The organism is Aromatoleum evansii (assembly GCF_012910805.1).
Taxonomy (GTDB): domain Bacteria; phylum Pseudomonadota; class Gammaproteobacteria; order Burkholderiales; family Rhodocyclaceae; genus Aromatoleum; species Aromatoleum evansii.
Genome location: NZ_WTVK01000053.1, coordinates 1 through 18,956, shown reverse-complemented (window position 1 = coordinate 18,956; position 18,956 = coordinate 1). Strand labels below are relative to the sequence as shown.

The following is an 18,956-nucleotide window of genomic DNA, read 5'->3' as shown; positions in this document are numbered from 1 at the left end:
CCGCGCGCGGGCAGCTGCGGCAGGGCGAGGGGAGGCTAACCCCCGAGCCCCTCGCCCGGCCCGCTCCCGCGCGGCGGGGTACCGAACAGGACACAGGAGATTCAAATGAAGATTCGCGCGCAATTCGCGATGGTTTTCAACCTCGACAAGTGCATCGGTTGCCACACCTGCTCGGTGACCTGCAAGAACGTGTGGTCGAACCGCAAGGGCATCGAGTACGCCTGGTTCAACAACGTCGAGTCCAAGCCCGGCGTCGGCTATCCGAAGAACTGGGAAAACCAGGAGAAGTGGAAAGGCGGCTGGGAGAAGGTCAACGGCAAGCTCGAGCTCAAGGCCGGCGGCAAGCTGAAGAAGATCGTGCAGATCTTCGCCAACCCCAACATGCCCGAGATCGACGACTACTACGAGCCCTTCACCTACGACTACGCGCGCCTGCACAACGCGCCGCTGTCGGAGGCCGCGCCGACCGCACGCCCGGTGTCGCAGATCACCGGCGAGAAGATGGACAAGATCACCTGGGGCCCGAACTGGGAAGACGACCTCGCCGGTGAGTTCGCCGCGCGCGCCCAGGACCCCAACTTCGCGAACATGCAGAAGGAGATGTACAAGCAGTTCGAGAACACCTTCCATCTCTACCTGCCGCGCATCTGCAACCACTGCATCAACCCCGCCTGCGTCGCCTCCTGCCCCTCGGGCGCGATGTACAAGCGCGAGGAAGACGGCATCGTGCTCGCCGACCAGGACCGCTGCCGCGGCTGGCGCATGTGCATCTCCGGCTGCCCGTACAAGAAGGTGTTCTTCAACTGGGAATCGTCGAAGGCCGAGAAGTGCATCGGCTGCTACCCGCGCGTCGAATCCGGCCTGCCGACCGTCTGTTCCGAGTCCTGCGTCGGCCGCATCCGCTACAACGGCATCATCCTCTATGACGCCGACAAGCTGCTGGACGCCGCCTCGACCGACAACGAGCAGGACCTGTACAAGGCCCACCTCGATCTCTTCGTCGACCCGTACGATCCCGCGATCATCGCCCAGGCTCTGAAGGACGGCGTGCCGCAGAGCTGGATCGACGCCGCGCAGAAGTCGCCCATCTACAAGATGGCCGTCGAGTGGAAGATCGCCTTCCCGCTGCATCCCGAGTTCCGCACGCTGCCGATGATCTGGTACGTGCCGCCGCTCTCGCCGGTGCAGTCGCAGATCGACCAGAAGAAGCTGCCGACCGAAGCCGATGGCGTGATTCCGAAGGCCGAAGCGATGCGCCTGCCCGTGCAGTACCTCGCCAACCTGCTCACCGCGGGCAAGACCGAGTACATCACCAGCGCGCTCAACCGGCTGCTCGCGATGCGCTCCTACATGCGTTCGGTCAACGTCGATGGCCAACCGGATCTCGCGCCGCTGAACCGCGCCGGCATCACCGAGCAGAACGCCAAGGACATGTACCGTTACCTCGCGATCGCCAACTACGAGGACCGCTTCGTCGTGCCGACCGCGCACGAGGAGATCCGCCTCGACGACTACCACGGCTTCCAGGGGCAGAACGGCTTCACCTTCGGCGCCGACAACTCCAAGGGCTACGGCACCTTCGCCCTCTTCCCCGAGCGCCGCACCGAGTCGGCCGAACCACGCGAACCGGCCCCGCTTGCCGGCGAGCGCGACTGAAGGAGAACGCGATGAAAATCTTCCGACTGCTGGCCGCCCTGCTCGACTACCCCAGCGAGGGCTTCCTCGAGGCCCTGCGCGAGATGGCGGGCACTGACGCATACGCCTTCGTCGAGTCGCTGGATGAAGAAAGCGCCCTCAGCGCAGAGGAATACCGCAGGGTTGCCGACTTCATCACGACGATGCTCGCCACCGACCCGCTCGAACTGCAGGGCGCCTACGTGCAGTGCTTCGACCTCACCGCCGAGCACAGCCTGCACCTGACGCACCACCTCTTCGGCGAGGAGAAGACGCGCGGCCCCGCGCTGATCGACCTCGGCGAGTTCTACCGCAGCTACGGCCTGCAGGCCGACGAGAAGGAACTGCCGGACTACCTGCCGGTGATGCTGGAGTTCTGCTCGACGCTGAGCATCGGCGAAGCCTGGATCTTCCTCGGCGACGTCGCGAAGGTGCTCAAGGTGCTCGCCGACAACCTGGAAAAGTCCGCCAGCCCGTATGCCGCGCTGGTTCGGATCGTGGAAAAACAGGGCAGCCTGACGCGCCTGGCTGCCTGAGGAGACGACATGAACGCAATCAACTTCTTCTTCGGGGTCTATCCCTACATCGCGCTGTCGGTGTTCGTGATCGGCAGCTGGATCCGCTACGACAACGAGCAGTACACGTGGAAGACGGATTCCTCACAGCTGCTGTCGAAGAGCAACATGTGGATCGCGAGCAACCTGTTCCACGTCGGCATCCTGTCGATCTTCGCCGGCCACTTCGCCGGCCTCGTGCTGCCGCACGCGCTGTGGATCAGCCTGGGTGTCTCCGACCTGCAGCACCAGTGGATCGCGATCGTCGCCGGCAGCGTGTTCGGCACCATGTGCCTGATCGGCGGCACGATCCTGTGGCTGCGCCGCATATTCAACCCGCGCGTTCGCGCCGCCGGCCGCCGCATGGATGCCTTCATCCTGGGCTGGCTGCTGCTGACGCTGGTTGCGGGCCTGTCCACGCTGCCGGTGTCGATCGGTCACGCGAACCACGGCGATCCCGGCGTGATGCTGGCGCTGTCGGGCTGGGTGCAGAGCGTGCTCACCTTCCAGCCGAAGCCCGAGCTGCTCGCGGCAGTGGAGCCCGTGTTCCGCTTCCACATGGTGCTGGGCATGACGGTGTTCCTGCTGTTTCCCTTCACTCGTCTCGTGCACATTCTCACTGCGCCGCTGACCTACGTCGGGCGCGCCTACCAGATCGTGCGTTCGAAGCGGCGCGTCAAGGCCACCGCGTCGGCCTGAGGCCATGCCGGGGGTGGAAGCCCCCGGCTTGCGGGGTGGCGGCAGGCGACGTAGTCTGCACGCCACCCTGCTTCATCGAACGTTCATGCGTCCCCTCGGCAACAGTCTCAGCACCAAGATCACCGGCATCCTGCTGGTGTTCTTCCTTGTCGCCCTGACGGCGATCGGCATCACGCTGTTCATGTCCTGGCAGCTCCAGGGCGCTGCGGCCGCGATCAACGACGCCGGCAGCCTGCGCATGCGTGCGTACCGCATCGACCAGCTGCTGTCGCGCGCGGACGGCCGTTCGCTCACGGAACCGCTGGTGTTCGCCGAGACCCTGCGGCAGGAGCTCGACGAGTTTCAGCACATTTTCGACGAACTGCGCACGGGCAACCCGGAGCGTCCGCTCTTCATCCCGCGCGACCGCGGCATCCCGGAAGACATCGAGCGCATGGCGGGCTTCTGGCTGAGCGAAATCCGCCCGGTGCTGGAAGCCCTGGTCGCCGAACCCGAACCGGGACGGCTTGCGAAGAACCTTCCGGCGTTCGACCGCACCATCAAGATCTTCGTCGCCAGCACCAACGACGTGGTGCTCAAGATGGAACAGAGCTACGCGCGCAGCACCGACATCCTGCGCGCCTCCCAGGTATCCCTGATCGCACTGGCGGTGATCGGCACCCTGTTCCTGATCCGCTTTTTCTTCGTGCTCGTGATCCGGCCCGTCACCGAGCTCCAGACCGGCATCAAGCGGATGGAGCAGGAAGACTTCAGCGCCCGCGTCCCGGTGCTCGCCCAAGACGAATTCGGCGAACTATCCGACGGTTTCAACCGCATGGCGGTGCATCTGCAGGGCCTGTATGGAACGCTCGAGGAGCGCGTCGCGGTCAAGACGCGCAGCCTCGAGGAGAAGAACCGCCAGCTCGAGATCCTCTACGACATGGCGGCCTTCCTGCGCCAGCCGCAGGACGTCGACGCGCTGTGCAGCGGCTTCCTCCAACGGGTGCAAAAGATGTTCGCCGCGGCGGCAAGTTCCGCCCGGCTGCTCGACCGCGATTCGCGCGAACTCTGCATGACGGTGCATTCCGGGCTGGATGAAGCGTTCATCGATCGCGAGGCGACGCTCCAGTGCGGCGAATGCGTGTGCGGGCAGGCGGCGCGGGGTGGCAACTCGCTCGTCTGCGAACCGGATCGACCCGGCCCGGCGCTCGACCTCGGCGCATGCAAACGTGCCGGCTTCAAACTCGTGACCGCGACGCCGATCGGCGCCAACCAGCAGACCCTGGGCATCTACAACCTGTATTTCCTCGAGGCTCGCCCGCTCTGGGAATCAGACCGCCAGCTGCTTGAAACGCTGGGGCAGCAGCTCGGCATCGCGATCGAGAACCAACGCCTGCATGCACGCGAGCGCGAACTCGCGGTGTCCGAGGAACGCAACCTGCTCGCCCGCGAACTGCACGACTCGATCGCGCAGGGGCTCGCCTTCATGAACCTGCAGGTGCAGATGCTCGACGACGCCCTGCGCCACAAGGACATGAACCAGGCCCAGTCGACGCTCGCGATGCTGCGCCAGGGCGTGCAGGAGAGCTACGACGACGTGCGCGAGCTGCTCGTGCACTTCCGCACCCGCGTCGCGAAGCAGGATCTCGCCGGCGCGATAGGCGCCGCGCTGCGCCGGCTCGCCGACCAGAGCAGCATCGCGACCGAGCTGGAACTGGAAGGCGGTGGCGCGCCGCTCGACCCCGAAGTCGAGACGCAGGCGCTGTACATCCTGCAGGAGGCGCTGTCCAATGTGCGCAAGCACGCCCAGGCGAAGTCGGTGCACGTGGCCCTGCACCGCGGCGTGCATGGACTCGCCCTCGTCGTGCGCGACGACGGCGTGGGCTTCGACGAAAGCGCCCGGGACAAGGAAGGACACATCGGCCTGCAGGTCATGCGCGAGCGCGCGCTGCGCATCGGCGGAAACCTCTCGCTGAGCTCCGCGCCCGGCCGCGGCACCGAAGTGCGCCTCGAACTCCCCCGCATCAACCAGGAACCGAACTGATGTCCGCCCCGATCCGAGTGCTCCTCGTCGACGACCACGCCCTGTTCCGCAGCGGCATCAAATCCCTGCTGCAACGCCACCCCGAGTTCGAGATCGTCGGCGAGGCGGGCGACGGCATGGAAGGCGTCAAGCGCGCCGCGCAGCTCAAACCCGACGTCGTGCTCCTCGACCTGCACATGCCCGGCCTCTCGGGCCGCGACGCTGCCGCGATGATGGTCGAGGAGGCGCCTGGGTCCCACGTACTGATGCTGACCGTGTCGGAAGACGCCGAAGACCTCATCGAGACCCTGCGCGCCGGCGCCTGCGGCTATCTGCTCAAGAACATCGAGGCCGACACCCTGACCGCCGCGATCGCCAGGGCCGCGGCAGGCGAATCGGTGATCTCGCCGCAGATGATGGGCAAGCTCGTGCAGGGCGTGCGCGGCGCCCCGCCCAAGGCCAGCGCCGAAGCGGCGGCACCGGCGGTGGTCGCCTCCGAGCTGAACAAGCTTTCGCCACGCGAGCGGGAGATCCTCGTGCTCGTCGCGCGCGGCCAGAGCAACAAGGAAATCGCGCGCACGCTCGACCTGGCCGAGAGCACAGTCAAGATCCACGTGCAGAACGTCCTGCGCAAGCTCGGCCTCACCAGTCGCGTACAGGCCGCGGTGTTTGCTGTCGAACAGGGCATCGTGCAGGATCCCCGCACCTGAAGGCCGGCCGACGGAGGCCCGCTTGAACCCATCGACCCGCAGCGGCGTCTTCGGCCGCATGGTCCTGCCTTTCGCGCTGGTGCCGCCGGTGATGATCCCGCTGGCGATGCGCGATCATGCCGCGATCTATCGCCTCGATCCGGCAGCCACGAACTGGGAATGGGTCGCGCTGCTTGTGTTTCTCGCCGAACTCGCCTCGGTGACCGTCGTCGCCGGCATGCTGCGCCTGACCACACCCGCCGATGCCCTGCGCCCGACGCGCGCGCGCGCCCTCACAATCGCCGCACGCGCCGCGGCGCCCTTATGGGCCTCCGCCGTGGTGCTCGCCGTGCCCAGCCTCGGCGCCCTGATCGTCGCCCACCTCCTCGCCCACGCCGTCGCGCTGCGCAGGCTCTACCGCGACATCCGTGAGGAGTTGCGGCTGGACAATGACATCCAGGCGCTGCACATCACCTACATGGCCTACAGCGTTGCCGCCATCCTGTGGGCGCCGGTGTTCGTCCTGATCTTCGTTTCCCTGTCTTGAGGCTCGGCCCGTCGGCCGAGCACGTGCGGGCCCCCTGGTATCGCGGCGTCGATGCCGCTCAGGCGGTCGCTGGCGGACGCGCCAACTTCCGCTGCAGCGTGCGCCGATGCATCTTCAACGCCCGGGCCGTCGCCGAGATGTTTCCTTCGTGCTCGGCAAGCACCCGCTGGATATGTTCCCACTCGAGCCGATCGACCGACATCGGATCCTCCGGCGCATCATCCGCAAGCACCACATCCTCCGCATGCAGGGCACGGATGATCGCCTCGAGGTCGGCCGGCTTGGCGAGGTACTGCGTGGCGCCGAGCTTCACGGCATCCACCGCCGTGGCGATGCTGGCGTATCCGGTCAAGACAAGAATGCGTGCATCCGGGCTCACTTCGAGCAACGGGCGGATCAGGCGCAAGCCCGACTCACCGGCAAGATTGAGGTCCAGCACGATGAACTCAGGCATGTGATCCCTTGCCAGTTCGATGGCGGCTTCGGGATCGGTGGCCCCGTGGGCATCGAAGCCGCGCTGGTCCAGCGCGCGCACAAGCACGCGGTTGAACGCGAGGTCGTCGTCGATCACGAGCAGGCTGGGATGGGGACCGGCAGTCATTGGCGAGCACTCTTCAGCGGAACGACCAGGCGGGCAACAGTGCCGCCACCGGGCCGGGGAAGAAAATCGAGGGTGCCACCGTGATGCTCCACGGCGACGTGCGAAAGGAACAATCCCACGCCCATGCCTTCGGGGCGCTCGGTAATTGGTCCGTGCCGCACGGTGTCGCGCACCACCTCGGGCATCCCGTGGCCGCGGTCGGCCACTGCAATAACGAGCTCGTCGCCTGCGCGTGTGGCGTCGATATCCACCCCTGTCGCCCCAGCCTCGGCATTCGCGTTCGCGGCGTTGTCGATCAGGTTCTGCAGGGCTTCGCCGAGGCTCGCATCGGCGACGATTTCCGCCCCGGCGAGCGTCTCATCGCTGCTCAGTGTCGCGAACGCGTGCGGACGCAGCTGCCGCCAGCGGCCAACGACCGACTCCAGCCAGTCCCGCACCCCCACGGCGCCGCCGCCTTCCGCCCTTTGCTGCCCGGCCTCCCGTGTAAGACCGGTCAGAATCGTCTTGCAATGATCGATCTGCTCGCGCATCAAGGCCAGATCCTCCGCGGCATTTGCGTCGAGTGCCGGTCGGCGCGCCAGCTCGTCCGTCAGAATGCGCAGCGTACCGAGCGGCGTGCCGAGACGATGGGCTGCCCCCGCCGCCAGCTGGCCCAGCGCCACCAGATAGGCATCGCGGGCACGGGCTGCGTGCGCGACGGCAAGCGCATGCTCGCGCCGCGACAATGCAGCATTGAAACGCGAAACGAACCACACGACGGTCGCAGCCGAAACGGTGAAGGTCAGCCACATTCCGGCAAGGTGCCAGTACATCGCCAGCTCCGCATCGGCAAGGTGCACCGGATGGTGGAACTGCCACAGCAACGAATAGATGGCGACAGAGAGCAGGGCCAGCGCCCATGCCTCGCGCGCCGACAGGACGGCCGCGCCGACCGCCACCAGCGGCAGGAGCAGCGAGATCGCCGGGTTGGTGACGCCCCCGCCGAAATACAGGAACGCCCCCCAGGCCAACAGGTCGGCTGCGAGCTGGCTGAACGCTCCCCCGTGCCAGTGGAGCCCGCGCGTCACCCCGGCGCGCAGCGCAAGATTCACGACGGCGAGGATCAGCGTCACGCCGATCAGCGGCATGACCGGCTCATCCGGCGCCAGCAGCGGAAATGCGATGAGCGCTGTCGCCGCCATCGCTGCCACCGATATCCAGCGCAATTGCAGCAGGCGGGAACGATCGGTGCGCACCGCGACCAACGGGCCGGATTCACGCCCGATACCGGCAAAAGGTGCGTCCATTCACAAGTCCATCATCAAAAGTCCTGTTTGCGCCCCGGGCCCGGTGATGTCCTTGTTCTAGATCAAGGTCCTCCGGCACTTGATATTCCTAGAATCCCCCTGCGACAAAATGTCACAGGACAAATTGCCGCAGGCATTCCGCCTGGGGTTTTCGCAGCACCACCGGACGAACTGCACGGCCGGACAGAATTTACCAGTACCGACATACCTGAAATGGGAGCGACAAGCTGATGAGCGAAGAAAAGATTACCCCTGCTGCTGGCGAGACGCTCGACCCGAGCCGTCGCAAATTCTTCAGCACCGCAGCGTTTGCCGGTCTCGCCGGCGCCGGCCTGTCAGTGGGCCTCTCGGCGTGCAAGCAGGAACAGGCGCCTGCTCCGGCTGCAGCCCCTGCTGCGGCACCGGCAGCTCATGCCGAAGCGTCCGAAGTCGGCAAGTACGAGGTGGCCCCGGGTCAGCTGGACACCTATTACTCCTTCTCGAGCGGCGGCCACTCCGGCAACGTCCGCGTCTACGGCCTGCCCTCGGGCCGCGAGCTGAAGTGCATCCCCGTCTTCAACACCGACTGCCTCGTCGGCTGGGGCATCACGAATGAATCGAAGGCGATCCTCGGCACGAAGCCGGACGGCAGCCTGAAGTACACGACCGGTGACACGCACCACGTGCATCCCTCGTACAAGGACGGCACGTACGACGGCAAGTACCTGTTCGTGAATGACAAGATCCATGGCCGCATCGCCCGTGTCCGTCTCGACACGATGGAATGCGACAAGATCACCGAGCTGCCCAACATGCAGGGCTACCACGGCACCTTCCCGGACAAGCGCGACCCGGTCGACCAGGCCATCAACTACACGACCCGTGTCTTCTGCGGTGGCGAGTTCTCGATCCCCCTGCCGAACGACGGCACGAACATGGACAAGATCGAGGACTACAAGTCGGTCTTCACCTGCGTCGACTCCGAATCCATGGAAGTGCGTTGGCAGGTGCTGATCGATGGTAACTGCGACCTCGTCGCCACCTCCTACGACGGCAAGCTCGCAGCCACGAACCAGTACAACACCGAAATGGGTGTCCATTACCCGGACACGATGTCGGCCGAACGCGACGCCTGCCTGTTCTTCCACGTCGCACGCATCGAAGAGGCCATCAAGGCAGGAAAGATCACCCACATCGGCGGCTCCAAGGTTCCGGTCGTAGACGGCCGCAAGTCGTCGAACGCCGACCCGAAGACCGCACTCACCTGCTATGTCCCGATTCCCAAGAACCCGCACGGCGTCAACATCAGCCCGGACGGCAAGTACTACGCCTGCTCCGGCAAGCTGTCGCCGACGGCCACCGTCATTTCGCACGAGCTCGTGCTGAAGTGGTTCGACGGCGACCTGAAGGAGCCGCGTGATGCAGTCGTCGCGGAACCGGAAATCGGCCTCGGCCCCCTGCACACCGGCTTCGACAACAAGGGCAACGCATACACCACCCTGTTCCTCGACAGCCAGATCGTGAAGTGGAACGTGGAAGCCGCGATCAAGTCCTATCAGGGCGACAAGAACGTCACGGTCGTCGTGGATCGCATCGACGTGCATTACCAGCCGGGCCACGGCTTCACTTCGATGGGCGAGACGAAGGAAGCCGATGGCAAGTTCTTCATCTCCGACAACAAGTTCTCGAAGGACCGCTTCCTGCCGGTCGGCCCGCTGCACGCTGAAACCGCGCAGATGATCGACATCAGCGGCGACAAGATGAAGCTGGTTGCCGACCACTCCGTGCTGTCCGAGCCGCACGACTCGATCGTCGTCCGCCGCGACATCATCAAGACTCGCCAGATCTACAACATGGACGAGTTCCCGAATGCGGTGAAGGACCACAAGGAAAGCGGCATCTTCCGCGACGGCAAGAAGGTCACGATCAAGCTCATCAGCCAGGCACCGGCCTACAGCCTGCCCGAGTTCAAGGTGAAGAAGGGCGACGAGGTCACGATCATCCTGACCAACCACGACAAGGTGGAAGACCTGACGCACGGCTTCGCGATTCCGAAGTACGACATCAACTTCATCGTGAACCCGCAGGAAACCAAGTCGGTCACGTTCAAGGCCGACAAGCCGGGCGTCTACTGGTGCTACTGCACCCACTTCTGCCACGCACTGCACCTGGAGATGCGTAGCCGACTGATGGTGGAGGCCTGATCCTCCGCACGAACTGCGCCGGGAGCCCGATCGTTTCCGGCGTGGTGGTCGCGCCCCTCCTGAGGGGCCACGATGGGTGATATTCGAGGGGCCTCTGGCCCCTCTTTTTTCTCGCACTGCACAAGATCAATTCGCACCAATTGATCGGAAACAATTACCCGCCCAGTCCCGGCTCGTAGACTTGTACGCAGTCCCGCCCGATCGGAAAGTGTGATGAATTTTCTGGCTGCAGTCCGCAATCTCCTGTTGTCCGCCCTGCTTTCGTCGACCGCATCGTTTGCAATGGCCGATACCTACGAGGCCAAGCTGCCCGACGAAATCAACACCGCACCCGAGCTGTGCAAGTACGCCCCGTGCGCCGACGTCCTGCCCGGCGCCACATCCTTCTCCGAACGCAAGGGCCAGCCCCGCTACGTCGAGGGCTATGCGGAGGAAGGCGGCAAGAAGAAGCTCGTCGGTTACGTGATGCTGTCGACCGACATCACGGATACGCCCGCCTATTCCGGCAAGCCGGTGATCACCCTGATCGGCATGGATACCGGAGGACGCTTCGTCGGCGTCAAGATTCTCAAGCACTCCGAACCGATCCTGTTGCTGGGCATTCCCGAATCGTCCCTGATCCGCTTCAACCAGCAATACCTCGGGCAGTTCGTCGGCAACAACATCGAGATCGGGCAATCGCGTCCCGAAGAGAACATCATCGGCCTCGACGCCATCTCCGGCGCGACGGTCACGGTCATCGCGCAGAACCAGGTCATGATGACTGCGGGTACCGCGGTGGCCCGCCAGGTCGGCATCCTGAAGCCCACCATCCGCGAGCAGGCCAAATTCGCCCAGAGCGGCGCGAAACCCGACTGGAACACCCTGGTGAAGGAAGGCGCCGTCCAGCGTGTCGTCGTCGCGCCCGAGCAGGTCGGCCTCCCGCGCGGCCCGCACCCCTTCATCGAGCTGTGGTTCGGCTACCTCAACCATCCCGACATCGGCCGGGCGATCCTCGGCGAAGGCCCGTACAACAGCCTGATGTCCGGCCTCAAGGAAGGCGAGCACGCCCTCTTCGTCGTGCGCAGCGGCGGCAAGGAATCCTTCAAGGGATCCGGCTTCGTGCGCGGCGGCATCTACGACCGGGTGCAGGTCCGCCAGGGCGCCGACTCCTTCACCTTCCGCGACACCGACGCCTTCAACCTCTACGGCATCGCCGCCCCGGGCGCGCCCGGCTATACGGAGTCGGCGATCTTCATCGTGCGCTCCAAGGCCTTCTCCGCCGCGTATCCGTGGAAGTTCGTGTTCCTCGGCAACCGCGTCGACCGCGCGACCGGCGCACGCAGCTTTGCCAACTTCGACACCGAATACTGGCTGCCGGCCCAGTACCTGCAGGGCGGTCGTCCCGAAGTGGTCAAACCCGATGCGCCGTGGGTGCGCGTATGGAAGACGCGCGCGGTCGAGATTGCGCTGTTCGCCGCGCTGCTCGTTGCGGTGGCGACGGTCTACGCCTTCCGCGACAAGCTCACGCGCCGCGCCACGCGCAAGAACAAGTGGCCCGTCAACGCCTTCAAGTACAGTGCCTGGGTCATCAGCATCGGCTTCGTCGGGTTCGGCATGCTCGCGCAGCCGTCGATCACGCAAGTGCTCACCTGGTTCCACGCGCTGCTGTTCCAGTGGACGTGGGAGCTGTTCCTCTCCGACCCCTTCATCTTCCTGTTCTGGATCTTCATCATCATCACGACCTTCGTCTGGGGCCGGGGATTGTTCTGCGGCTGGCTGTGCCCCTTCGGCTCCCTGTCGGAGCTGCTGTACAAGGTCGGCGGGGCCGTGGGCCTCAAGCGCTTCCAGTTCCAGCTGCCGCGCAGATGGCACAACCGCCTGAAGTGGGTGAAGTACGGCGTGTTCTTCGGCCTGCTCGCCGTGTCGATGTTCTCGATGGGCCTGGCCGAAAAACTCGCCGAGGTCGAGCCGTTCAAGACCACCTTCCTCGTCGGCCTGTTCAACCGCAGCTGGCCCTACACACTGTTCGCCGCGGGACTGCTGGGTCTGTCGATCTTCACCGAACGGCCGTTCTGCAAGTACCTGTGCCCGCTCGGAGCGTCGCTGGCGATGCCTTCGACCTTCCGCTGGTTCGGCCTCAAGCGCAAACAGGAATGCGACAGCTGCAAGGCCTGCGCGGTCGGCTGCGGCTCGCAGGCGATCGACGAGAACGGCCGCATCGACCACCGCGAGTGCCTGCACTGCCTCGACTGCATGGTCCTGTATACGGACGACCACGCCTGCCCGCCGCTCGCACAGGAGAGGAAGCGCCGTACCAAGGGCGGACTGCCGCTGACGCCGATCGGAGCAGACGGCTACTTCATCCCGATCAAGCCTGTCCCCGTCAGCGCTGCCGCGGCAGCATCCAAGAACTGATTCCGGAGCCGTCTGCAATGGTCAATCCGAAAATGCCGACCGACCCTGCCGAGCCCCCCTACGCGGCCACCGACAACGTCCTCCACCTGATTGGAGCGGAAGTCTGGGATCACCTGTGGCCATGGAGCCATCACGGCTTCCAGCGCCAGCGTGCGCTGCATGCCGCAAGCATCGCGCTCGCCCTCGCGGCAAGCGTCGTGTGGATACTCGCCGCATTGGGACAGATGCAGGCCGGCGCGCTGATCGGCTGGTGGTTCGGCTGGAGCCTGTTCGAAGTCGTCGTGCGCCTCGGCTCCAAACCCTACGTCAAGGACGGCCCGTGGTGGGGCCGCCGCTACCGCGTCGCCAACAGGATGGACATGGTCTGCTACGTGGGGTTCAAGAACCTGCTGATCGGCGCAACGCTGTTCATCGTGCTGAAATCCATGGGTTTTCTGGTCGTCCAGGGCTGATCGATGATTCGCACGACGGCACCGCTCGCGACGACGTTGCGGCATGGCTGCGCCGGCCTGCTCGCGCTGCTGTGCGCTGCCCCGCTATGGGCCGCGACGCTCGCGGTCGCACCGGGCCAGTCGATCCAGGCAGCCATCGAACGAGCAGCGCCGGGCGATATCGTCGAAGTCGCGCGTGGCAGTTACGCCGGGAACCTGCTGATCGCCAAGGCGCTTACGCTGCGCGGCATCCAGCGCCCGACCGTCAGCGGCGGGCTCAAGGGCGACACGATCCGCGTCACGTCACCCGACGTCGTGATCGAAGGCCTGATCGTGCGCGACTCGGGCGACGATCTCGGCGCCCAGAACGCCGGCATCTACATCCAGCCCGGCGCGGACCGCGCCGTGGTGCGCAACTGCGACCTTACCTACAACCTTTTCGGGCTGTGGATCGAGAAGGTCAAGGATGTGCGCATCGAGCGCAACATCATCACCGGCAAGCGCGACTACCGTTCCGCGAGCCGCGGCAACGGCATCCAGTTGTACAACACGACCGGCGCGCAGATCATCGGCAACGAAGTGAGCTTCGTGCGCGACGCGGTCTATGTCGACGTCTCGCACCACGCGGTGTTCCGCGGCAACCGCCTGCACCACAGCCGCTATGGCACGCACTACATGAACTCCTACTACAACCTGTGGGAGGACAATGACGTCTATATGAACCGCGGCGGCCTCGCGCTGATGGAAGTACGCGACCAGACCGTGCGCAACAATCGCGCTTGGGCGAACTCCGACCACGGCATCATGCTGCGCACGATCCAGGACTCCGTCGTCGAGAACAACGTCGTCGCCGGCAACAACCGCGGCTTCTTCATCTACGACGCGGAGTACAACACTTTGCGCGGCAACCTCGTCGTCGACAACGTCGTCGGCGTGCATCTGTGGGCGGGCTCCAAGAACAATGTCGTCGAGAAAAACGATTTCGTGAGCAACCGCGAGCAGGTGCGCTACGTCGGCGCCAAGGACGAGTTGTGGGGCGTCAAGGACGGCAACCACTGGAGCAATTACCTTGGCTGGGACCGCAACGGCGATACCGTCGGCGACGTTCCCTACGAAGCCAACGATCTCGTCGACCGCCTGTCATGGCAACACCCGATGCTGAAACTGCTGCTGGGGAGCCCGGCCGTGCAGACCCTGCGCCTCGTTGGCCAGCAATTCCCGCTGCTGCGCGCGCCCAGCGTGGTCGACCCCAATCCGCACATGCAGCCGACACACAACAACTGGAGAGAATGGCTTGGCAGATACTTCCCCGGCTCCCGCTGAGCGCATCGCACCAGTGATCGCGGTGCGTAGCGCGACCAGGCACTACGGCGCCGTGCGCGCCGTCGACGGTGTTGACCTGGAGGTCGCGCCCGGCGAGCTGTTCGGCCTGATCGGGCACAACGGCGCGGGCAAGAGCACGCTGTTCAAGATGATGCTGGGCCTGATCCCAGCCACCGCCGGCGACATCCGCATCGACGGCTCGCCGGTGACGGGAAGCAGCTTCCGCGCGGTGCGGCGCAAGATCGGCTACCTGCCCGAGAACGTCGTGCTCTACGACAATCTCACCGGCTTCGAGACGCTCGAATTCTTCGCCCGCCTCAAGGGCGTCTCCACCAGCGAATGCGCCCCCGCGCTCGAACGCGTCGGCCTCGCGCACGCCGCGCGCCGCCGCGTGCGCGAATACTCCAAGGGCATGCGCCAGCGTCTCGGTTTCGCCCAGGCCTTGCTCGGCAAACCCCGCATCCTGTTCCTCGACGAACCCACCACCGGCCTCGATCCCGAGGCGATCCGCGAGTTCTACGTGATCCTGCGCGGCCTCAAGGCCGACGGCGTGACGATGATCCTCACCTCGCACATCCTCGCCGAGATCCAGGAGCGCGTCGATCGACTCGCGATCATGGCGGCCGGCAAGATCCAGGCCGTGGGCACCGTGCAGGACCTGCGCGAGCAAATGGACCTGCCGCTGTGGTTCCGCGTCCGCCTCGCGCACGAGGACTTCGACCATGTCCGCACCGTGCTCGGCGGCCTGCCTGTCACCGCCGTGGAAGCGCGCGAGGACCACGTCGCGGTCGAATGCCGGCGCGAATCCAAGATGCTCGTGATGCAGGCGCTTGCCTTGCTCGGCGACAAGGTGCTCGACCTGCACGTGCATGAACCCTCGCTCGAAGACGTGTTCTTCGGCTTCTCCGACTGAGGCGCGACCATGGAATTCAGACAGATCGCCACCCTCGCCGGCAAGGAATTCTGGGACCGCATCCGCAACCGCTGGGTGCTCGCGGTGGCCCTCGTGTTCACCGTGTTCGCGCTCGTGATCGCCTACTTCGGCGGAGCGCAGCAGGGCACGGTCGGCTTCCGCTCGATCGAGTTCACGATCGCCAGCCTCGTCTCGCTCGTGATCTACCTCGTCCCGCTGATCGCGCTGGTGCTCGGCTTCGATGCCATCGTCGGCGAGCGGGAACGCGGCTCGCTCGACCTCCTGTTGTCGATGCCGATCACGCGCTTCGAGCTGCTGCTCGGCAAGTACCTCGGCCTGGCCGCGGCGCTCGCCTTCTCGACCATCGCGGGCTTCGGCCTCGTCGCCGTGGTGCTCGCATCGCAGCTCAATCTCGCCGCGCTGTTCCACTTCTTCGGCTTCATGCTGAGTTCGGTGCTGCTCGGCCTCGCCTTCCTCAGCCTCGCCGTGATGGTGTCGACCTTCGCCGCCGACCGCACGCGTGCTTCCGGATTGGCGATCGCACTGTGGTTCTTCTTCGTGCTGGTGTTCGATCTGCTCCTCCTCGGTGCCCTGGTCGTCAGCGGCGGCAAGTACGGCGGCGAAATCTTCCCCTACCTGTTGCTCCTCAACCCCGCCGACGTCTTCCGCATCCTCAACATCTTTTCCCTCGACGACGTACGCACCCTGTACGGACTCGCCACCGTATTCCCCCGCGCGCTGGCCGAACCCTGGCTGCTCGGCCTCGTGATGGCCGCATGGATCACCGCGCCGCTGGGCATTGCCGCATGGAGATTCCGCAAATGATAGCCCCCCTCCCGTCCCTCCGAATGACCCTGCTCGCCGTCCTCGCCACGGGACTCCTCGCTGCCTGCGGGTCCGGCGAGAGCGGCGGCGCCGCGAAGCTCGCCGCGGTCGAGATCGACCAGAGCACCGCCTGCTCCCTCGACGGCATGCTGCTCGCCGACTACCCCGGCCCCAAGGCGCAGATCTTCTACGCCGACCGTCCCGAGCCGGAATTCTTCTGCGACACGGTCGAGATGTTCGGCATCTACCTGAAGCCCGAGCAGGTGCGTCCGGTGAAAGCGCTTTTCGTCCAGGACATGGGCAAAGCCGACTGGGACCAGCCGCGCGGCGCGTGGATCGACGCCAAGACGGCCTGGTACGTCATCGGCAGCGCGCGCCACGGATCGATGGGACCCACGATCGGATCCTTTGCGCAGCAGGCCGACGCCCAGAAATTCGCCCAGGCACACGGCGGCAAGGTCCTCGCGTTCGACGCGATCACCCCAGACATGGCGGTGCTGGACGGCGGAGCCCTTCACGACAGCAAAATGTGAGCGACGATCATGGCGAGCTTCTACGACGACATCGAGCCCGATGATGCGCAACAGCTGGAGCAACTGGCCAGGCTGATCTTCGAACTGCGCGAGAACCGCGACGTGATCCTCAGCACGAGCGGCGCGGCAGACGAGATCGAACTGCTCGAGCGCATCTACAACGGCACGGTGCCGGAGCACCCCTCCTACGAGCAATATCTGAGTGCCCGCATTCTCGCCGACACGCGGGAAACGGTACGCGCGATGATGGCCGAGTGCCTGAGCGAGGCCAGACGGACATGAGCCTCCATATCGAACTCGCCGACCACATCGGCAGCACCTTCGACGCCCGCCTGTCGCAGCCGGTCGAGCACCGACAGGACGCCCTCGTCGTGCATCTGGACAACGGCGTGACGCTGACGGTGCGCTACGCCGCCAACGACGCCTATTCGCTGCGTTGGACCTGCGGCGACGCCGAACTGGGCATAGACACCGCGCCGCTGCACCGCGAACTGGCGACCTTTCCCAACCATCTCCACGACAGCAGCGGAAAGCCGCTTCCCGACCCCCTGACGCGAACCGAGTGCGCTCCGGCCGACAACCTCTCGCGCGTGATCGAGGCGCTGCTCGCAGATCCGACTCTCGGACTCTGCCATTAAGGCGGCACTCAGATACCGTCCTTCGCCCTGAGCGTGTCGAAGGGCGGGAACGCGGCGCAGGTTCCACAGACCTGTCCGGAGCGAAGTCGCAAGGCTTGCCGTGGACGGCAATTGGCTTGCCGGATGTATAAACAAACGTTCCAGCACGCAAGTGCTGGGGCCGTCGGCCCCCACACCTGCGCCGCCGTCACTCCGATTTCGAAACCATGAAATCGACGGCGGCCTTAACTTCCTCGTCCTTCAGCGCCGGGTTGGCTCCGCGCGGCGGCATCATCCCCTTCTGACCCGTGAAGCCTTCCAGGGCGTGCCTGTACAGCACATCCTTGCCTTGGCCGATACGCGGCCCCCAGTCCGCCTTGTCGCCGGGTTTCGGCGCTCCTCCCACGCCGGCCGCATGGCAGAGCGCGCACACCTTGTTGTAGATGCTGCTCCCTAGCGCGTTGTCGGCCACAGCCGTGCCCGCCGCAGCGGACGGCGCTGCGGTCGTCGGCGCCTGGGTGACGGGCGCTGCCGGAGCGGGAGCCGCGGGCGCCGGCGATGGCGCGGACTGCGCAGCCTCTTCATTCTTTCCGCAGGCCGACAGCAGCAGTGCCATGGCCACCGCCCCGATTAATGACTTATTCATCATTTTCGTTCTCCTGGTCATCTACTCGAAATGCCGCGGGCCCGACATCAGAAAATGCGCCTCGCAACACGTGTAATTAATTTGACGCTGTTCAGCGCAGTTATATTTGCACAAATTCATTTTTTAACACGTGGCTGTATCTGGAAACAATTTGGAAAGGACGCACGCCCTCAAAATAGTCACCGCCTATTATTAATATCCATATGTTCAATTTTAATAATTAACTCCCCGCGGGTAGCATTCACTCAACGCAACATCAACGACGCAAGGAGAAAACGATGGCCAGCCCCTTCCACAACCCCGAGTCGCTCACGATCAAGAACCTCGAATCCGCCTTCGCCGGCGAGTCGATGGCCCACATCAAGTACCGCTACTTCGCCAAGTTGTGCCGCGAGATGGGTGACGAGGAAACCGCCAGGGCCTTCGAGGCGACCGCCGACCAGGAAGTGATGCACGCCTTCGGCCACCTCGACCTGCTCTTCCCCAAGGACAAGATGAGCCCCGCTCGCGCCCTGCAATTCGCGATCGAAGGCGAAACCTACGAATACACGGAGATGTACCCGAACTTCCGCCACGTTGCGGTTGCCGAAGGAAACGAGGCTGCGGTCCAGGAGATCGACGAACAGATCGCCGAATCGAAGGAACATGCCGAACAGTTCAAGACCGTGCTGGAAAAGGCCGCCAAGCGCTTCGCCGCGCTCGCCAAGGTGGAAGAGCGCCACGCCAACCACTACCAGCAGGTGCTCGACCGGCTTTCCGCCTGACCCTGCCGCCCCCGACAACCCCAACACAACGGAAAGAAGATCATGAAGACCTATCAGTGCATCGTTTGCGGTTTCATCTATGACGAAGCGGCCGGCCTCCCCGACGAGGGCATCCCCCCGGGTACGCGCTGGGAAGACATTCCCGCCGAATGGGCCTGCCCTGACTGTGGTGTCGCCAAGGCCGACTTCGAGATGGTCGCGATCTGACGCCGCCGGAGACTGCTACTGCGGTCGCCGCTTGCAGCCCCCTCACGCCTGCCCCGCCCCGACTC

Annotated in this window: 20 protein-coding genes; 17 read left to right on the top strand and 3 right to left on the bottom strand. The window is 65.0% G+C overall.

Annotation, left to right across the window (positions count from 1 at the left end):
• Nucleotides 1-105: 105 nt before the first annotated feature.
• From narH to GO615_RS21575, 6 genes are all read left to right on the top strand, one after another.
• Nucleotides 106-1,656 (top strand): nitrate reductase subunit beta, encoded by a 1,551-nt coding sequence (gene narH / locus GO615_RS21600; RefSeq protein WP_169131926.1) that lies wholly within the window; start codon nt 106-108, stop codon nt 1,654-1,656.
• Between the two features lie 11 nt (nt 1,657-1,667).
• Nucleotides 1,668-2,210 (top strand): nitrate reductase molybdenum cofactor assembly chaperone, encoded by a 543-nt coding sequence (gene narJ, locus GO615_RS21595; RefSeq protein WP_169131924.1) that lies wholly within the window; start codon nt 1,668-1,670, stop codon nt 2,208-2,210.
• 9 nt (nt 2,211-2,219) lie between these two features.
• Nucleotides 2,220-2,927 (top strand): respiratory nitrate reductase subunit gamma, encoded by a 708-nt coding sequence (gene narI, locus GO615_RS21590; protein WP_169131922.1) that lies wholly within the window; start codon nt 2,220-2,222, stop codon nt 2,925-2,927.
• Between the two features lie 85 nt (nt 2,928-3,012).
• Nucleotides 3,013-4,950 carry a histidine kinase gene (locus tag GO615_RS21585; protein ID WP_169131920.1) on the top strand — a complete coding sequence of 646 codons (1,938 nt, stop codon included), beginning with the start codon at nt 3,013-3,015 and terminating at the stop codon, nt 4,948-4,950.
• Nucleotides 4,950-5,639, top strand: coding sequence for a response regulator (locus GO615_RS21580; protein WP_169131918.1), 690 nt, complete (start codon nt 4,950-4,952; stop codon nt 5,637-5,639). Before GO615_RS21585 ends, GO615_RS21580 begins: the two co-directional genes overlap by 1 nt.
• Nucleotides 5,640-5,661: 22 nt before the next feature.
• Nucleotides 5,662-6,165 (top strand): hypothetical protein, encoded by a 504-nt coding sequence (locus GO615_RS21575; protein ID WP_169131916.1) that lies wholly within the window; start codon nt 5,662-5,664, stop codon nt 6,163-6,165.
• Nucleotides 6,166-6,223: 58 nt separating this feature from the next.
• Here the strand turns inward: GO615_RS21575 and GO615_RS21570 are convergent, their stop codons facing one another.
• Together GO615_RS21570 and GO615_RS21565 are read right to left on the bottom strand one after the other, a co-directional pair.
• Entirely contained in the window at nt 6,224-6,766 is a 543-nt protein-coding gene (locus GO615_RS21570; RefSeq protein WP_169131914.1) for a response regulator transcription factor, read from the bottom strand.
• Nucleotides 6,763-8,001 carry a sensor histidine kinase gene (locus tag GO615_RS21565; protein WP_339380103.1) on the bottom strand — a complete coding sequence of 413 codons (1,239 nt, stop codon included), beginning with the start codon at nt 7,999-8,001 and terminating at the stop codon, nt 6,763-6,765. The genes GO615_RS21570 and GO615_RS21565 overlap by 4 nt, the downstream gene beginning before the upstream one ends.
• Before the next feature lie 281 nt (nt 8,002-8,282).
• Between GO615_RS21565 and nosZ the strand changes: the two genes are divergently transcribed.
• From nosZ to GO615_RS21520, 9 genes are all read left to right on the top strand, one after another.
• Nucleotides 8,283-10,235, top strand: a complete 1,953-nt coding sequence (nosZ, locus tag GO615_RS21560; RefSeq protein ID WP_169131910.1) for a TAT-dependent nitrous-oxide reductase — start codon at nt 8,283-8,285, stop codon at nt 10,233-10,235.
• A gap of 213 nt (nt 10,236-10,448) precedes the next feature.
• A complete protein-coding gene (locus tag GO615_RS21555) occupies nt 10,449-12,632 on the top strand; it encodes a NosR/NirI family protein (RefSeq protein WP_169131908.1) in 2,184 nt (727 codons plus the stop codon).
• A 17-nt stretch (nt 12,633-12,649) separates the two neighbouring features.
• A complete protein-coding gene (locus GO615_RS21550; protein WP_169131906.1) occupies nt 12,650-13,084 on the top strand; it encodes a transcription regulator in 435 nt (144 codons plus the stop codon).
• Between the two features lie 3 nt (nt 13,085-13,087).
• Nucleotides 13,088-14,386, top strand: a complete 1,299-nt coding sequence (locus tag GO615_RS21545) for a nitrous oxide reductase family maturation protein NosD (protein ID WP_211167280.1) — start codon at nt 13,088-13,090, stop codon at nt 14,384-14,386.
• Nucleotides 14,358-15,299 (top strand): ABC transporter ATP-binding protein, encoded by a 942-nt coding sequence (locus tag GO615_RS21540; protein WP_169131904.1) that lies wholly within the window; start codon nt 14,358-14,360, stop codon nt 15,297-15,299. The genes GO615_RS21545 and GO615_RS21540 overlap by 29 nt, the downstream gene beginning before the upstream one ends.
• Nucleotides 15,300-15,308: 9 nt before the next feature.
• Nucleotides 15,309-16,124 carry an ABC transporter permease gene (locus GO615_RS21535; protein WP_169131902.1) on the top strand — a complete coding sequence of 272 codons (816 nt, stop codon included), beginning with the start codon at nt 15,309-15,311 and terminating at the stop codon, nt 16,122-16,124.
• Nucleotides 16,121-16,657 (top strand): nitrous oxide reductase accessory protein NosL, encoded by a 537-nt coding sequence (locus tag GO615_RS21530; protein ID WP_169131900.1) that lies wholly within the window; start codon nt 16,121-16,123, stop codon nt 16,655-16,657. The genes GO615_RS21535 and GO615_RS21530 overlap by 4 nt, the downstream gene beginning before the upstream one ends.
• A 9-nt stretch (nt 16,658-16,666) precedes the next feature.
• A complete protein-coding gene (locus tag GO615_RS21525) occupies nt 16,667-16,939 on the top strand; it encodes an MJ0235 family protein (RefSeq protein WP_169131898.1) in 273 nt (90 codons plus the stop codon).
• A complete protein-coding gene (locus GO615_RS21520) occupies nt 16,936-17,295 on the top strand; it encodes a toxin-antitoxin system TumE family protein (RefSeq protein ID WP_169131896.1) in 360 nt (119 codons plus the stop codon). The genes GO615_RS21525 and GO615_RS21520 overlap by 4 nt, the downstream gene beginning before the upstream one ends.
• Nucleotides 17,296-17,482: 187 nt before the next feature.
• Here the strand turns inward: GO615_RS21520 and GO615_RS21515 are convergent, their stop codons facing one another.
• A complete protein-coding gene (locus GO615_RS21515; protein ID WP_407280522.1) occupies nt 17,483-17,923 on the bottom strand; it encodes a c-type cytochrome in 441 nt (146 codons plus the stop codon).
• 275 nt (nt 17,924-18,198) lie between these two features.
• Between GO615_RS21515 and GO615_RS21510 the strand changes: the two genes are divergently transcribed.
• Both GO615_RS21510 and GO615_RS21505 read left to right on the top strand, forming a co-directional pair.
• The gene (locus GO615_RS21510) at nt 18,199-18,684 is read left to right on the top strand and encodes a rubrerythrin family protein (protein ID WP_169131892.1); all 486 of its coding nucleotides are present in this window, start codon (nt 18,199-18,201) and stop codon (nt 18,682-18,684) included.
• A 42-nt stretch (nt 18,685-18,726) separates the two neighbouring features.
• The gene (locus tag GO615_RS21505) at nt 18,727-18,891 is read left to right on the top strand and encodes a rubredoxin (RefSeq protein WP_169131890.1); all 165 of its coding nucleotides are present in this window, start codon (nt 18,727-18,729) and stop codon (nt 18,889-18,891) included.
• The last annotated feature ends 65 nt before the right edge of the window (nt 18,892-18,956 follow it).